The sequence below is a fragment of the Sorangium sp. So ce185 genome (genome assembly GCF_051526825.1).
GTDB classification, from domain to species: Bacteria; Myxococcota_A; Polyangia; order Polyangiales; family Polyangiaceae; genus Sorangium; species Sorangium cellulosum_D.
The window spans coordinates 10,522,736-10,535,598 of record NZ_CP150316.1 but is presented as its reverse complement, the minus strand read 5'-3'; the positions used below and the strand labels follow the sequence as shown (position 1 = coordinate 10,535,598).

Sequence of the window (12,863 nt, the reverse complement as noted above, 5' to 3'; positions counted from 1 at the left end):
ACGGAATCAGCCTCCGGCGAGATCGGGATGACAAAGCGTCGCGGCGGGCGCGCTCGGCCCGACAGCTCGTCATCCGGTGCGCAACATGGACGCATTCATCCGCGCGCTTCACGCGCGTGCTTGGCTGGCATGGGAGGTGCTCTTCAGGCCGACCGATGCGAAACCCTCTCTTTGCAGCGATGTTTTCCGTGCTGACCACGGCCTGTGGCTCGCGAGAGCCAGCGCTGGCGCGCTCGCCGCAGCCGGCCGATTCGCCTCCCCGGGTGTTCATCGACGCGATGCTGATCGACATGCACCCGGACAGCGTGCCCCGCCTCGCCGGGAGGAGCTTCGAGGAGATTGTCGCGGACAGGGACGTCCGCGTGCTGTCGGGAGCGCACGCGCTCGCCACCGACGACGTGACCACCGATATCGAGCTCACGCGGGGTGAGCGCGTCCCCCCCGCGCAGCCCGCGCCGGCGCCGGAGCTCGAGCTCAGCCTCGCCGAGCACGACTTCCGCTTCGAGGTGCGGCCTCGGCTGGTGGAGCCCGACGCCGTCCACCTGCGTGTCGTCCTGGAGCTCGATGGTCGACCGACGCACCCCCCGCACACGTTCAGCGGCAGCGTCATCGTTCGCAACAGTCAGTTCGTCCCCTTCCGCACCGACTTCCCCGCGCGCGGCGAGCGGCTCGTCGTGCTGCTCGTGAGGCCGGAGATCCTCCGGGATCAGGAGGACTGGCGGCGATTCATGGAGCGCCGGAGATCTCGGCCGCTCGACGCCAGACCCGCGGTTCCCTCCGGCGATGACCCTGGGCGGACCCACCCGCAACCAGGCTGATCGAGGAGAGCGCCAGGAGCGGCGGGCGCCGCCGGGAAAAGAGCGCTCCGTGAATGAGCTCGTCCGGGCCTGGAAGGTCGCCGACGGCGAGGGTCATGAAGCGGAGGACGACGAGGACGGCCCCGGATCGGCGCCCGTCGCCTCGCCGTCCCAGTGGTCTCTGACCTGCGATTTGTCGTGCACCTCGTCGACCGAGCGCACAAGGCTCTTGTTCGAGTCGGTGTAGACGCAGACCTCATCCGGCTTCTGCTCGCCGATGACGACGAAGCGGCACGGCGGGTCGCTCGTTAGCGAAGCGCCTCGCGCACCGCGGCGTCGAGCGTGTCGACCACGAGGCGCACGCGCGGCACCTTCCGGAGCTCTCGATGGTACGCGAGGAAAATGGACGACGACGGCAGCTCCGCGTCGACCTCGAGCCGCACGAGCCCCGCGATCGAGCGGACCGAGGGGTCGGACATGAGCGCGATCCCCTGGCCCTGGAGCGCCGCTTCGAGGAGCGCGTGGTGCGAGTTCGACCTCACGACGAAGCGCTTCGCGCCGTGGGCCATGAGCCACGAGCTCTTCGCGGTCTGCGCCAGCGTTCCCTCGTAGCCGACGAAATCGTGGCGCGCGAGCTCCGCCGTCCGCAGCCGCGCGCCCCGCAGCCGCCGCTCGACGTAGCTCGGCGCGGCGTAGAGCCCGAACGAGGCCCGCCCGGCCAGGCGATGGACGACCGCGGGCGACGACGACTTGTTCCCGCGAATCGCGACGTCCGCCTCGCGCCGCGCGAGGTCGACGAGCCGCGTCTCCGAGAGGATCTCGAGCTCCAGCGCCGGATACAGCCGCCGGAGCTCGCAGAGGCGCTGCGTGACGGGCCGCACGACCTCGTCGGCCAGCGACAGGCGCACCGTCCCGGAGAACGCCTCGTCCCCTTCGTCGCGCCGGATCGCGTGGAGCCCGCTCTCGATCCGCTCGGCGAGCGCCACGAGATCGAGCGCGTCGGGCTCGACCGACGTCCCCCCGTTGCTCCGGTGCACGAGCGGCCGCCCGAGCGCCGCTTCCAGCGCGTCGATGCGCCGCGCCGCGGTGGAGGTCGAGACCCCGAGCGCCCGGCCCGCGGCGAGGAAGCTGCGGTGACGGTGCAGCGCGAGGAGAACGCGGAGATCGTCCCAGAGCGGAACACCTGCGTTTTGCATCCGTGGAAATCGGATTACCACCGATACCCATTGTCGACAAGCGCGCCGGCGGCCATCTTCCCGGTATGAACGCTTTCGATTTCAAGGGAAAGACGGTGCTCGTCACGGGCGCCTCGATGGGCATCGGCGAGGCGTTCGCCCGCGAGCTGTCGCGGCGCGGGGCCACCCTGGTCCTCGTCGCGCGCAGCGAAGCGAAGCTCGCCGCGCTGGCCTCCGAGCTCGGCAGAGCGCATGTCGTCGCCGTGGATCTCGCCGCTCCGGGGGCCGCGCGGCGCGTCTTCGATGCCGTCGCGGAGAGGGGGCTCGACGTCGATGTCCTCGTCAACAACGCGGCCTTCGGCGTCTACGGCGCCTTCGGCGGCCTGCCCCTGGCGACGCACCGCGAGCAGATCGATCTCAACGTCGGCGCGCTCGTCGAGCTCACGCACCTGTTCATGCCCATGATCGAGCGGCGCCGGGGGGGCGTGATCCAGGTGGCGTCGACGGGGGCCTTCGTGCCTTCCCCGTACTTCGCGATCTACGCGGCGACGAAGGCGTTCGTCCTCTCCTTCAGCGAGGCGCTCTGGGCCGAGTACCGCCCGCGCGGCGTGCGCGTGCTCGCCTTGTGCCCCGGCGCGACGGATACGCCGTTCTTCCAGCGCTCGGGCGACATCCCGGGGGCCGAAAGGCGGGCGCGGCCCGAGGACGTGGTGCGCCTCGGCCTCTCGGCCTTCGTGGCCGGTCGCGCCTCGGTCGTCCACGGCGCCGCGAACAGCCTGAGCGTGTTTCTCCTCCGCTTCTTCAGCCGCGAGCTCGTCGTGAAGATCATGACGCGCCTGATGAAGCCGCGGGGGGAGGAGCTCCCCGGCGCCGCGGGCCGCGCGGCGTGACCTCGACGCGCGCCCGGCGCCCAGGGCCTCAGTCGACGCTGACGGCGGTCACGGCGGTCCAGTCGTTGCGGCCGTCCGCGGAGACGACGTGGAAGCGGAGCGCGTCCTCGTGGCGCGCGGTCGAGACGAGGGCCGCGCTGGCGCCGACGAAGTCGTCGCCGCGGCAGGTGTCGCGGAGATCGCCGCCGTCGTCGAGCACGCCGACGCGCGCGGGCGCCGCGTGCCCTTGCAGGTACGGTGCGGCGATGAGCTCGGCCAGGGTCGACGGGGAGGGGACGGGCGCGTCGAGGTCCCAGAGGCGGAGGTGCTTCGCGTCCGCGAGGTGGGCATAGAGCCGCTCGACCTCCTTGCCGGTGTCCTCCTCGACGGCGAGGACGAGGAGGAGGATACGGTCGTCGTCGCGGGCGCGAGCGCGGGCCTTGAACGAGAGGGGACCGCGGAGGGTGAGCACCGCGGGGAAGCGGCCCTGGGGCGCGCTGAAACGCACGAGGGTGCGGCCGAGGGGGCGAGGTGGCGTGAGGCCGGCCGGTGCGCCCGGTGCGGGCGGCGGGGCGCCCGGGTCGGGGGGGAAGAGCAGGTAGGCGGCGACGAGGAGGACGGGCTCGGGCGCGCCGCGGAGGAGGCCGTCGTGGCCGGAGGCGAGCTCGAGGGCGGTGATGTCGAGGCGGAGGCGGAAGGAGCGCACGCGCCGCGCGGGCGGCGCCGCGGGGGCAGGCGACGCGGAGGACGCCGGGCGGGGCGCGGAGGACGAGCCGCCCTTGCGGGACCTGGCTTTGCGCTTTCGGGCCATCGAGGGAGCGGGAGATACCATGACCGGCCGCGCACGGGCGATCGGCGCGCGCGGGGCGGCGGGGGCGGCGGCCCGCGGCGCCGCTACCGGCCGGCCGGGTCCTGGCGATAGAACGCCTTCAGCTGATCGTAGAGCTCCGGGTGCTTCGCCCTGAGCTTCCGCGGCTTCTCGAAGAAGGCCTCGGTGACGACGGCGAAGAACTCGGCCGGGTTCGTGGCGCCGTAAGGATCGATGACCGTGCGCTTGAGGCTCGCCTCGTCGCGGACGAGGCGCTCGTACTCGCGGCCGAGGATGCGCGCCCACGCGGCGTACATCGAGCGCTCGGGCAGCTCGGGCGCGCCGTCGGCGGGGCCCTCCTCCTGGTCGAGCTGGTGCGCGAACTCGTGGAGCACGAGGTTGTGGCCGTCGCTCACGTCCGCCGCGCCCGCGAGGACGCCGTCCCACGCGAGCACGACCGCGCCGCGCGACCACGACTCCCCGAGCCGCGCCCGGCCGCCCTCGACGACGACGCCCCCGTCGCGCACCTCCCGGCCGGGGGCCACGTAGGCGCTCGGGTAGACGAGGATGACCTCGAGCTCGGGGTAGTAGTCGGTCTCGCGGTGAAGGAGGAGCAGGCAAGCCTGCGCCGCCACCGTGACCCGGATCTCGTCGGTGATCTCCAGGCCGCCGCACCCCTCGAACGGCTTCTCGTCCAGGAAGACCTGGATGTGCCCGAGGAGCTCCTCCTGGTCCTCGGCCGCAAGGCGGCCGAAGCTGGGCACGTTCCGGTCGAGGATCGCGCGCCACGCGGGCGGGAAGGGCGCGCGGCGGACGGCGGCGCGCCGGCGCTTCCTGAGAAAGCCGAGCATCGACGCCGATCTTACCCGCGCGCGGGGCCCCGCCGGAAGGCGCGCGCGGGGCCCCGCCGGAAGGCGCGCGCGGGGCCTCGCCGGAAGGCGCGCGCGGGGCCCCGCCGGGAGGCGCGCGCGAGAGGCCCGCTCACGCCTGCCGGAGCCCCATCGCGCGCGCGACGCCGTCCCGGTACGAGAGCCACGCCGCGTGCGCGGCGGCCACCGCCGACGCGACCGCGTCCGCCGCGGGGCCCTCGTCGGGCACGTGCCCCAGCACCATCTCCCACGCGTCCCGCCGGTGCCCGCCCTCGACCGCCCGGTGCGCCCGCACGAGGCGCATGCGCTCGGGCGGACACCCGTAGTGACGCACCATCGGGTGCGCGCGCAGCGCCTCGTCGATCGGCGGCGCCTCGCGCTGGCCGAGGAGCTCGGCGCGCTCGTGCACGCTGCCCTCCACGAAGATCGTGAGCACCGCCGCGCCCACGACCCACGGCGGCGCCGCGCTCACGCGGTCGAGCAGCGCCCGGTAGGCGCGGGCCTCGGGCTCGAGCGGGATGGACTCGTCCTCGATGGCCGCGCGCGGGATGCCCAGGCCGTCGATCATCTCCAGGAAGAGCTCCGGGTGCGGCGCGCCCAGGGAGAGCTTGCCGGTCTGCTCCTCGAAGAGGTTCTCCGCCAGCGCGCTGCGCACCGCGGCCGGCGGCGACTGGCCGAGCACGCGCGCGAGCAGCACCGGGAAGTCGCGCACGTAGACCCGGTACTCGTGCCGGAAGTGGACGACGAGCTGGTCGCGCGTGAGGCCAGGGCCGGTGAGGTGCGCCCAGGCCCAGTGGTTCTTGCGGTCCATGATCGCGAGCAGGCGCTCCTGAAGGCGATTCGTCATGCGGCAGCTCCTCGGCAAGGGGAGCCTTGGTTGTACAGCACGGGCGAGGCGCGCGCCCACGCCCTCCGGGCGAGCGGATTGCGCCTCACAGCCTGGGCGCGAACCTGGACCGCATCAGGGCGATATACGCCTCCTCCGAGGTCTGGCGCCGCGCGGCGACGAGCGGCGCGATGTTCTCCGTGCCGAGGTACCGCAGCCGGTCGGTGCCGTCGGTCGCGGCCTCGAAGATGACGTGCGCGACGCCCTCCGAGGTGGCGCCGTCGCGCGCCTGCACGAGCTCCGCGAAGAGCCTGCCGGCGCCGTCGACGAAGGGCGCGTAATCGGCGATCGGCGCGGTCTGACGCGCCTCTTCGGCGCTGCGCTCCACGAAGCGCGTGCTCGGCACGCCCCCCGGCTCGACGATCTTCACCCGGATCCCGAGCGGCGCGAGCTCGTACGAGAGCGCCTCCGAGAACCCCTCCAGCGCGAACTTGCTCGCGCAGTACGACGAGAGCATCGGGAGCGTGAATACGCCCGCCCCGGAGCTCACGTTGAGGACGACGCCGGAGCGCCGCGCTCGCATGGCCGGGAGGACGGCGCGCGTCACGTCCATGACGCCGAACACGTTGACCTCGAACTGCTCGACGCAACCCGGGTCGGGTAGTCGCCGCTCCTCCGCTGCCGGTCGTCGCTGCGCTGGATGCCCCGCTGGCCGTGGCCGTCCCTCGCGGGACGCCGAGATCAACGGCGGGCGGCGTTCGCGTCGCTGCGTCTGGCTGCTCTTCGACGAGACGCGCCTAGCGCCGTCGTTGCGAGGAGCAGGAGGAGCGCCGCGGGCGTGCGAGGGGGGCCGGGCACCGCGCAGCCGCAGCCGCTCGGCTCGCCGCCGGTGTCGCTCGCCGCGCCGGCCTCTCCCCCGCCGCCCTTTCCGCCGGCGCCCCCGCCCGCCGTTCCCGCGCCTCCGCCTCCTCCAGGGCCGCCTCCACCTTCGCTCGTGCTCCCGCCTCCGCTCGAGCTGCTCGTGGAGGCCGCGCTCGAGGCCTCGCCCATCCCGCCCGGCGGCGACAGCGTGTACATGAGCGCCGCGCCGGCGGGGACGCTGGCGGACAGCGCGTCGCTCACGCCGCTCACGTCGGCACGGCGCCACAGATCGCGGATCACCGGCGTCCCCGTGACGCCAAGCTCCGAGAGCTGCACCGACATCGTCATGTCCTGGTCGCCGTGATTGAAGAACGCCACGGCCTTGCGGTCGCCGCTCAGGTCACGGACCCAGATCTCGCCGCCGTTCACCGCCGTGCGGTGGCCGCGCGCGCCGAGCGCGTCCTGGTTCACGGCGAGCACCTCCTCGTTGGTGAGCAGCGCGAGCGTCCACGCGTCCGAGCCGAGCCGCGCGGGGTTGCCGCCGAACATGAGCGGCGACGGCAGCATGGTCCACAGCGACATGATCGTGACCTGCTCGTTCTTGGTGAACGTCGTCTGACCGGACGCGTGCCATTCGTTGCGTGGGCCGAGGTAGCCGAGCGGCAGCATGTCGAGGTCGGGCCAGTGGCCCGGGGTGAGATCGCCGACGCCCTGCCAGGTGCTCGCTGCGCGGAGCACGCCGGGGAGATCGGTGAGCGCGTTGAAATCCCAGAAGTCGTTCACGACGCGCCACATGTTGGCGTTGCCGTTCAGGTGGCCGGACGAGGCGATCAGCCACGAGGGATCGTTGGGACCCGGCGAGAAGCTCAGCACGATCGAGCGTCCCGTCTTTTCCACGGCCCTGTGGATCGCGTCGGCCTCGGCCTGGTGATACCTGCGCGTCGTGTTGTTGAGCATGTCGTCGATCTTCACGAAATCGACGCCCCAGGACGCGTACTGCTGGAAGAGCGCGTCGTACCAGGCCTGCCCCGCCGGCGTGTCGCCGCGCACGCCCCACATGTGATCATCCCAGGGGCAGGGATCGTTCGGGTTGCCCGCGTCGCGCGTGGAGAAGCTCGACCCCGCGATGGGGAGATTCGCGTCGTACGATTTGCGCGGCACGCCGCGCATGATGTGGATGCCGAAGCTCAAGCCCATCGCGTGGATGCGGTCCGCGAGGCTCTTGAAGCCGTTGCTGCCCGTCGCCGATGGATATTTGCTCGCGGCCGGCAGATAGCGGCCGTTCGCGTCGATCGGCTGTCCGGGCTCGTACCAGCGATAGTCGATGACCACGGTGTTCCAGCCGTACGGCTGGAGATGCGTCCTCACCGCCTGGGCCTGGTCGATCATGTCCTGCTCGGTGACGCTCGCGCCGAACGAGTCATAGCTGTTCCAGCCCATCGGAGGCGTGAGGGCGAGCGTGCCGCCGGACTGCAGCGTGTACGTAGCGCTCGCGGTGCCGGCGGAGCTCGTGACGGTGACCGTGACCGGGTAGGAACCGGCGGCCGGCGTCGTCCCCGAGATGATCCCCGTGGACGGCGCGAGCGTGAGCCCGGCGGGCAACCCCGAGGCAGAGAACTCGAGGGGCGCCCGGCCGGTGGCGGGGATGGCGAACAAGAACGGCGACGAGGGCGCGGCGCCGTACACGAATGGGCCCTGCAGCCGCGGCGCCGCGGGCGCCTCCGCCATCGAGATGTCGATGGTCGACTGCGCGTGTGCGGCCCCGCTCAGGACCAGGGTCGCCGCGAGTGTGGCTCCAACCAGAAGAAAGGAGGTGCGAGGTCGTCTCATGAGCTCTCCTGAGTGTCGGATGCATGCCGGCGTCGTGCTCGGCGCACGAGCCTCAACGCCTGTGCGCTGAGCAGCGGCGGCAGCTAGAGCGCCGATCACGTTGAATTTCGGCGAAATCGATTCATGGGAACAGGAGCGCGAGGGACGCAAGGGGAAGAGAAGAATACAATTCCATCTCCGTCCCCTCGCGCCGCTTGCGCCATTGCGGTCTATCCTCTTGCTGCATGCCGGGCTCTTTCAGCTTGCTCCTCGGCGGATCCGGCGGGTGACGCAAGGTGTCGGTGCGCATGGAGACCCACCCAGGGCGCGACAAAAAGGATAGCGTTAGGGATTATGTTAACGTTAACATAAGCGACGTCAATTCAAATCGACGGGTCGGCGCGTCTCGGCCGGAGCTCCGCTGCCGCCATCTCCGGCGGGCGGTGGATCGAGAGGGGGCCAGCGCTCGTCGTCGCGCGTCGTGGTCGAGATCGCGCTGGTCCTGCGCGAGAGCACTGCGGTCCCGGCCGCCGCTCGGACCGCGAGATCTGACGTGTTGTTATCGTTGACATGACGGGCCGGCGCGACCTCGCGCCGCCGGATCACGTCGGAGCCCGTTCTGGGAGCGCTCACCATGTGGCATGGTTCACACTCGCTGAATCAGTCCGGACTGATCTTGACAAGCTGGGCGGAATGCGATGTTCTGTCCCTGCGGGAGCATCGTGTGGGGGCTGCGAAGCGCGGCCGCGTCGAGGGTGGGGGGAGCCATGAGGATCGTTCTAAGGCAGTCGACCGAGACACGGACTGGCATCTCCGTCGTGAAGACCGCGCGCGCCATCGACACGTTCAACATCCTCGGCAGCCGCATTCACACGATCGAGAGCACCTATTGCGCCGATGGCATCCTCACCCACCGGTGGTTCGGTGAGGTCTTCGATGAGGAGATCAAGGAGATCCTCGGGGTCCACTTCGTGGATGCTTTCATCGAGAGCAAGTGCACGAAGCTCCTCGCCGACCTGAGCCAGTGGGCCGCGAGCTGGGACGGCGTCAACGATTTCCTGCGAGACGACGTGATGCCGCGGCTCTTCGCGGCCGGCCTGCGGCACCTGGCCGTGTTCGTCAAGCGAGACGAGAGCACCGAGGACCACGCCAATCGGTTCGCGCTGGAGCGGTTCGCGAACGAGATCGACAACGTGAACGCCTCGTTCTCCTCCGAGAGAGCGGCCGTGGAATGGCTGAGGGCGCGCGGCTGAGCGGCGCCGCCGCGCGACGCCGCGATGAGCGCTGAGCGAGGGGCCCCGGGATGTCCGAGTACCGCGATAGGGCACGCAGCGAGGTTGCTTTGGAGCGCGAGCAGCCGGGTCGAGCGCCGGCGAAGCTGCGCGACGTCTTCGACCAGCTCCGCGACGCCGTCATCCTCTACAACCTTGACGGCTCCGTCGATGATTGCAACGCCCGCCTGCTGGAGATGTACGAGGTCGGACGCGAGGATCTGCGCCTCTTCGAGGTCGCCGTGGGCAGCGCCGGCGCGGCCCATCCGCTCGATCCGCTGCGGAAGCTCTGGCCCGAGCTGCTGAGCGACGTCCGCAAGAGCTTCGAGTGCCGTCCACGTACGCGCCAGGACGGCAGCGTGCTCCACGTGGAGTGCTTCGCCCGCAAGGTGGATCTCGCGTCGGGCCAGGCGATCCTCGTCGACATCCACGATGCGGAGCGGAGGCGGCGAGCCGAGGAAGCTTTGCGGGAGAGCAAGCGACAGCTCGAGCAGCTGGTCCTGAGCCGCACGGCAGCGCTGCAGGACAAGCTCCGGCTGATCGAGGAGCAGAAGGAGGCGCTCTTCGCGCTCTCTACCCCGGTGATCCAGGTCTGGCAGGGCATCCTCGTCCTGCCGCTCGTCGGCACGGTCGACGGCAGGCGCTCGCAACAGATCATGGAGAGCGTGCTGTCGAGCATCGTGAAGACCTCGGCGCGGGAGCTGATCATCGATATCACCGGCGTGCCCTCCGTGACCGAGGAGGTTTCCCGCTACCTGCTCCAGACGATCCAGGCCGCGAAGCTGCTCGGCGCGACCTGCTCGCTCACCGGGATGTCGGCGCAGGTCGCGCGATCGCTCGTCGCTCTCGACGTCGACTGGTCGTCCCTGCGGATCAGCGGGACGCTCCAATCGGGGTTGCAGGCCGCGATCGCGCGGGTCTGAGCGGGGGCCATGGCAGGCCCCCCGGAGCGGGCGGCTATGCGTTCGCCTTCTGCGCGGCGTTGGCCGGGAAGCGGGCCTCCAGCCAGGCGCGCCATCGCGGCTCGAGCTCGGCGGCGGTCTCGGCCGCTCGATCGCCGTAGAAGAACAGGCTGACAGCGACGCGCGCCTTGTCTTCCCAGGGGTAGCTCCCGAGCAGCGCGACGCCCTGCGCCGGCTGCTCGAGGCGCAGCAGGACCTCGCAGGTCTGGTCGCTCTGCTCGACGTGCTCGACGGTGCCGACGAGCGGCGGGGCCCCTGCCGGCGCTGACCGTCGCTCGCCCAGGTTGGGGCCGGAGACGCCGAGCGCGGTCGCGAGCTGCTTCCAGGCCTCGGCGTGCGCGCCAGGGTAGGCGCTCATCGCGCGCGCGGCGGCGGCGCGCTGGTCGGCAAAGTGACGCAAGTACAGGCGGAGGACCCGGAAGAAGCCGGGCCAGCCGCTCTCGAACCCCTCGATCTCGTCGTCCCAGGCGTCCTTGGACGTGAACAGGCTGTGCACGAGCCGCACGAGGCACTCGCCGCCCGAGCGGCCGGAGACGACGAACTCCGTCGCGAGGGGCGGAGCGCCCTCGCTCCAGCCGTGCTCCTCGTACTCGAGGCGCGACGGGGGCCCCCACGCCGTGATCGTTCCCGACGAGGCGGCGCCTTCGCCGAAGGTGAACTCGATCTTGCCGCCGACGCGCTCGTCGGCGGTGGTGGGCGCGAACCAGGCGCTGATGCCGGGGCCGGTCGCGATGGCGCGCCACACCTGCTCCGGCGTTCCGGGCACGATGAGCTCGAGCTCGACCCAGCGTCGTTCTGCGTCGCTCTTTATCGGCATGAAGGCTCCTTTCTAGGGGTCATCGCTCGGCTTTGGATAAGCCATCACGAGCAACCGGTGCTCGCGCCCGCCGGGGGCGGCCGCGTCGTGATATCGCGCCACGAGGTCCGTGACGGCCTTGCTGAGATCGGCGGTGAAGGCGGCGCGCTCTGCGGCCGACGCGAACCGGATCTCCGTGTCGATCGAGAGCGTCGCCAGCCGCTTCTGGGCGTCGAACGCGAGGCGCCACAGCCTGCCGACCTCGCGGACGACGCGCGCCGCGAGCGCGATGAGGTAGCTCGCGGACAGGCGATCCCTCGTCCGCTGTGGATCGGCGGCGGCGGGGCCGAGCGCGCTCGGAGATACGACATAGGCGCTCGCGGTCGCCACGAACAGGCGCTCCGTCAGCCCGCCCCATTTCCGCTCGCCGGCCGCCCGCACCAGCTGGTGCGCTTCGAGCGCGCGCAGGTGGTAGTTGACCTTCTGACGCGCCAGGCCCACCCGCTCCGCGAGGCTCGCAGCGGAGGCCGGCTGCGCGAGCTCCGAGAGCAATCGGCTCCGGACCGGGTCGAGCGCGACGACCGCCGCGGCAGGGTCTTCGATGACCTCAACGTCCAGCATGTCGTCCAGCACGTGGCCCATGGTAGTTTGACAAATTTTGTTGTCAAGGCTTCCGTCCGACCCAGGTTGAGGTGCCGCCCCGCCGGCGACCCGGGTTGGGGGGCACGGACCCGACCCAGGTTGAGGTGCCGCCGGCGACCCGGGTTGGGGTGGCACGGACCCGACCCAGGTTGAGGTGCCCCCGCGACCCAGGTTGAGGTGCCGCCGGCGACCCGGGTTGGGGTGGCACGCCGACCCGGGTTTGGGGCAAGCACGGCCCCGGCGGGTGGCCCAGGCCGCCACCGAACCCGGGTCGGGTCGCCCGTCGCCGTCGGGCGGCTCTGCTTTTATGATGCGGCCCATGGCGTCGTCTCCTGCCCGTGCATCGGGTCCGTCTCACCGCGCCGGCGCCGTGCCGCCGGCTCTCCTGCGGCTCCTCCTGGTCGTCGCGCTCGCAGGATGCGCCGTCGAGCAACGCACCTTCGTCGACAGGGGCCAGGGCGGCGCCGGCGGGACCGGCGCCTCAGGCGGGACCGGCGCCGCAGGCGGAGGCGGCGCGAGCAGCGACGCCGCCTCGACCACCGGGTCCAGCGGCGGCAGCTGCGCGGAGCCATCGGATTGCCCCGCCCCCGCCGAACCATGCCAGATCCCAGCGTGCGTCGGCGGCAGGTGCGGCACGGCGCCGCTGCCGGAAGGCACCGAGATCGCGCCGACGACGGGCGACTGCCAGCGCACCGTCTGCAACGGTCGCGGCGCCCAGGTCGTCGTCGCCGCCGACGAGCCCGCGGACGACGGCAACTCGTGCACGTCGGATTCCTGCGACGGGACGACACCTGTGCACTTGCCCCTGCCCGGACCATGCCCAGGCGGACGATGCGACGACGCTGGCCAGTGCGTGCCGCTCCAGTGCGCGCAGGACGCCGAGTGCGGCGCCTCGACAGAATGCTACCGAACCACCTGTGATAACGGCCTCTGCGCAGAGGGACCCGCGCCGGCAGGCACCCTGTGCAACGCGCAGCAGGATCAGTGCGACGGCGCGGGCCGCTGCGTCGACTGCGTGAACAGCGGCGGATGCGGAGAGTGCTGCGTCTGCTCCAGCGGCGTCTGCGTCGAGGCGTGAGCCGTCCCCGGGCCCGCGTTCCCGCCCCGCGCCCCGACCCCCGCGCCCCGACCCGGGCCGGCGCCCACGGTCGCCGACCCCCCTCGCTTTCTTGCTCCGC

Annotated in this window: 14 protein-coding genes; 6 read left to right on the top strand and 8 right to left on the bottom strand. The window is 71.7% G+C overall.

The features are described from left to right. Nucleotides 1-188 precede the first annotated feature (188 nt). On the top strand, nt 189-818 hold the full coding sequence (locus WMF26_RS38700; protein ID WP_437996806.1) for a hypothetical protein: 630 nt from the start codon (nt 189-191) through the stop codon (nt 816-818). Nucleotides 819-867: 49 nt separating this feature from the next. Then, nucleotides 868-1,044, top strand: a complete 177-nt coding sequence (locus tag WMF26_RS38695; RefSeq protein ID WP_437996805.1) for a hypothetical protein — start codon at nt 868-870, stop codon at nt 1,042-1,044. Between the two features lie 61 nt (nt 1,045-1,105). Here the strand turns inward: WMF26_RS38695 and WMF26_RS38690 are convergent, their stop codons facing one another. Continuing rightward, on the bottom strand, nt 1,106-1,993 hold the full coding sequence (locus WMF26_RS38690) for a LysR family transcriptional regulator (protein WP_437996804.1): 888 nt from the start codon (nt 1,991-1,993) through the stop codon (nt 1,106-1,108). 65 nt (nt 1,994-2,058) lie between these two features. Here WMF26_RS38690 and WMF26_RS38685 point away from each other — a divergent pair, with 65 nt between their 5' ends. Then, nucleotides 2,059-2,862: an SDR family NAD(P)-dependent oxidoreductase gene (locus WMF26_RS38685; RefSeq protein ID WP_437996803.1), complete on the top strand. Its 804-nt coding sequence runs from the start codon at nt 2,059-2,061 to the stop codon at nt 2,860-2,862. Nucleotides 2,863-2,890: 28 nt separating this feature from the next. Here WMF26_RS38685 and WMF26_RS38680 read toward each other — a convergent pair whose 3' ends face one another. The 5 genes from WMF26_RS38680 to WMF26_RS38660 all read right to left on the bottom strand — a co-directional run bounded on the left by WMF26_RS38680 (nt 2,891) and on the right by WMF26_RS38660 (nt 8,035). Continuing rightward, complete coding sequence (locus WMF26_RS38680) at nt 2,891-3,547, bottom strand: hypothetical protein (protein ID WP_437996802.1); 657 nt, start codon at nt 3,545-3,547, stop codon at nt 2,891-2,893. 188 nt (nt 3,548-3,735) lie between these two features. Continuing rightward, the gene (locus WMF26_RS38675) at nt 3,736-4,500 is read right to left on the bottom strand and encodes a zinc-dependent peptidase (RefSeq protein WP_437996801.1); all 765 of its coding nucleotides are present in this window, start codon (nt 4,498-4,500) and stop codon (nt 3,736-3,738) included. A gap of 130 nt (nt 4,501-4,630) precedes the next feature. Then, entirely contained in the window at nt 4,631-5,365 is a 735-nt protein-coding gene (locus WMF26_RS38670) for an iron-containing redox enzyme family protein (RefSeq protein WP_437333193.1), read from the bottom strand. A gap of 85 nt (nt 5,366-5,450) precedes the next feature. Then, nucleotides 5,451-5,969 carry an SDR family NAD(P)-dependent oxidoreductase gene (locus WMF26_RS38665; protein ID WP_437996800.1) on the bottom strand — a complete coding sequence of 173 codons (519 nt, stop codon included), beginning with the start codon at nt 5,967-5,969 and terminating at the stop codon, nt 5,451-5,453. Nucleotides 5,970-6,085: 116 nt separating this feature from the next. Beyond that, complete coding sequence (locus tag WMF26_RS38660; RefSeq protein ID WP_437996799.1) at nt 6,086-8,035, bottom strand: putative Ig domain-containing protein; 1,950 nt, start codon at nt 8,033-8,035, stop codon at nt 6,086-6,088. Nucleotides 8,036-8,781: 746 nt separating this feature from the next. Here WMF26_RS38660 and WMF26_RS38655 point away from each other — a divergent pair. Both WMF26_RS38655 and WMF26_RS38650 read left to right on the top strand, forming a co-directional pair. Further along, nucleotides 8,782-9,267 (top strand): hypothetical protein, encoded by a 486-nt coding sequence (locus WMF26_RS38655; protein ID WP_437996798.1) that lies wholly within the window; start codon nt 8,782-8,784, stop codon nt 9,265-9,267. Nucleotides 9,268-9,356: 89 nt separating this feature from the next. Beyond that, nucleotides 9,357-10,208 carry an STAS domain-containing protein gene (locus WMF26_RS38650; protein ID WP_437996797.1) on the top strand — a complete coding sequence of 284 codons (852 nt, stop codon included), beginning with the start codon at nt 9,357-9,359 and terminating at the stop codon, nt 10,206-10,208. A 34-nt stretch (nt 10,209-10,242) separates the two neighbouring features. On the opposite strand, the gene WMF26_RS38645 is transcribed toward WMF26_RS38650, so the two are convergent. Both WMF26_RS38645 and WMF26_RS38640 read right to left on the bottom strand, forming a co-directional pair. Next, entirely contained in the window at nt 10,243-11,064 is an 822-nt protein-coding gene (locus WMF26_RS38645) for an SRPBCC family protein (protein ID WP_437996796.1), read from the bottom strand. Between the two features lie 12 nt (nt 11,065-11,076). Then, on the bottom strand, nt 11,077-11,664 hold the full coding sequence (locus tag WMF26_RS38640; RefSeq protein ID WP_438002479.1) for an ArsR/SmtB family transcription factor: 588 nt from the start codon (nt 11,662-11,664) through the stop codon (nt 11,077-11,079). A 340-nt stretch (nt 11,665-12,004) separates the two neighbouring features. Between WMF26_RS38640 and WMF26_RS38635 the strand changes: the two genes are divergently transcribed. Continuing rightward, nucleotides 12,005-12,763, top strand: a complete 759-nt coding sequence (locus tag WMF26_RS38635; RefSeq protein WP_437996795.1) for a hypothetical protein — start codon at nt 12,005-12,007, stop codon at nt 12,761-12,763. Nucleotides 12,764-12,863: the final 100 nt, after the last annotated feature.